Origin of the sequence: Methylobacterium sp. WL103, from assembly GCF_008039885.1 — a bacterium.
GTDB lineage: Bacteria > Pseudomonadota > Alphaproteobacteria > Rhizobiales > Beijerinckiaceae > Methylobacterium > Methylobacterium cerastii.
On sequence record NZ_VRUX01000724.1, the window covers coordinates 1 to 1,867 of the forward strand.

Genomic DNA, 1,867 nt, shown 5'->3' on the forward strand with positions numbered 1-1,867 from the left:
GCGCTCCGGTCGAGAGTGCGGAGGCGGCGCTGCCCGCCCGGTCACTTCTGGCGTTTCGTCGAAGGCCGCTGCGCCCCATCCTCATTGCGGCCGCGCTCGTCGTCGCCCTGCCGCTGGCGGCGCTGGCCGCCTACGTCCTGTTCGCCTTCCTGACTCTGCCGCCGCTCGGCGGCGTGGTGATCGACCAGGGCCAGCGGGCGCTCACCGTCGAGGCCGACGACGGCCGGGTCTTCGCCACGCGCGGCGCGTTCCGCGGGCAGCCGATCACCAAGGCCGACCTGCCGCCCCACCTCGCCCAGGCGATCGTCGCGATCGAGGACCGGCGCTTTTACAGCCACTGGGGCATCGACCTGCGCGGGCTGATGCGCGCGGCGTGGCGCAACGCCGTCGGCGGCGGCGTGCGCGAGGGCGGGTCGACGATCACCCAGCAATATGTCCGCCTCACCTCGCTCAACCAGGAGAAGTCCCTGCGCCGTAAGGTCCAGGAGGCGTTCCTGGCGCTGCGGGTCGAATCTGAAATGAGCAAGGACGACATCCTGCTCGGCTACCTCAACACCGCGTATTTCGGCGCCGGCGCCTACGGGATCGACGCTGCGGCGCGGCGCTACTTCGGCAAGGGCGCCAAGGCCCTGACCCTGCCGGAATCGGCGATGCTCGCCGGTTTGGTGCGGGCGCCCTCGCAGCTCGCCCCGACGCGCAACTTCGGCGGCGCCAAGGAGCGCGCCGACGTGGTGCTGCAGACCATGGTCGAGACCGGCGCGATCACCGCGGAAGCGGCCGACGCGGCGCGCGCCAAGACCGTGACCCTGCGCACGCCCCCCGAGACGCCGCCGGGCAGCAACTATTTCCTCGACCTCTTGGCGGCCGACGCCAAGAAGCTCACCGACGCGCCCGGCGACCTCACCGTGCGCTCGACCCTGAACCTCGACCTCCAAAGCCTCGCCGAAGGCGTCGTCGCCCGGCGCCTCGACGCCGAGGGCGGCAAGAAGAAGATCGGCCAGGGCGCCCTCGTCGCGATGTCCAAGGACGGCGCGATCCTCGCGATGGTGGGCGGGCGCGACTACGAGGACAGCCAGTTCAACCGCGCGACCCAGGCCAAGCGGCAGGCCGGCTCGCTGTTCAAGCTGTTCGTCTACCTCACGGCCTACGAGAACGGCCTGACGCCGGAGACCGTGCTGGTGGACCGCCCGGTGCAGATCGGCGACTGGGAGCCGCAGAATTCGAACAACCGCTTCCGCGGCGCGGTGCCGCTGCGGACCGCCTTCGCCCTGTCGATCAACACGGTGGCGGCCCAGCTCGGCGACGAGCTCGGCATCCCGGCGGTGATCGCGACGGCCAAAGGGCTCGGCGTCCAGTCCGAGCTGCCGAACGTGCCGAGCCTCTCCCTCGGCTCGGCCGAGGTGACGCTGCTGGAGATGACGCGCGCCTATGCCGGGGTGCTCGCCAACCGCACGCCGGTGGAGAGCTTCGACATCCACGCGATCCGCGGCGGCGCGGCGGCCCCGCTCTACGTCCACCCGGACGCCAAGCCCGCGGCCGGCCTGCCGGGCGACAGCCGCACGATGATGCTCGATTCGCTGCAGGCGGTGGTCGACGGCGGCACCGGCAAGGGCGCGCGCGTGTCCGGCCAGCCGGTCGGCGGCAAGACCGGGACGACGCAGGACTATCGCGACGCCTGGTTCATCGGCATGACGCCGGACATGGTCGTCGGCGTCTGGGTCGGCAACGACGACAACTCGTCGATGAACCGCGTCGGCGGCGGCGACGTCCCGGCCTCGATCTTCCGCGACTTCGTGCAGCGCGCCTCGGCCCAGATGGCGAAGGGCCGAAAGCGCCCCTCCGCGGCGAAGGCCGAGCCGCAGCCGGC

The 1,867-nt window shown here is 71.9% G+C and carries 1 protein-coding gene; it reads left to right on the plus strand.

Features of this window, described 5'->3' with window-relative positions:
• On the plus strand, positions 1–1,867 hold a 1,867-nt coding region (locus FV222_RS24695; protein ID WP_147815880.1), incomplete at both ends, for a PBP1A family penicillin-binding protein.